Source organism: Vibrio sp. 10N.222.52.B7 (genome assembly GCF_041474275.1).
Taxonomy (GTDB): domain Bacteria; phylum Pseudomonadota; class Gammaproteobacteria; order Enterobacterales; family Vibrionaceae; genus Vibrio; species Vibrio crassostreae_C.
On sequence record NZ_JBFRTU010000653.1, the window covers coordinates 1 to 240 of the forward strand.

A 240-nucleotide genomic window follows, 5' to 3' on the forward strand; every position below is an offset into this window, starting at 1 on the left:
AGACGAGAGAACACCAACAGTAGCATTACGCCAGTAACGAGTAAGTTCATATGTGGGGAAGCAAGAATAAGCGCAAGCTGATCAATGGTTCTTTTACCATTCTTAATCGCATAGAAAATTGCACTGCCAGCAACCAATAGGGCAGGGACAACCCATGCACCATGTACGATCTTGTCGAACCAAAAATCCATTTCACGAATGAACAACACTGCGAAGAATGCGCTGATAAGAAGAGCTGCG

At 44.6% G+C, this 240-nt stretch carries 1 pseudogene; it reads right to left on the minus strand.

What is annotated here, in order from left to right:
• Positions 1 to 240, minus strand: a pseudogene (locus AB4512_RS24660) (hypothetical protein); the annotation flags it as partial.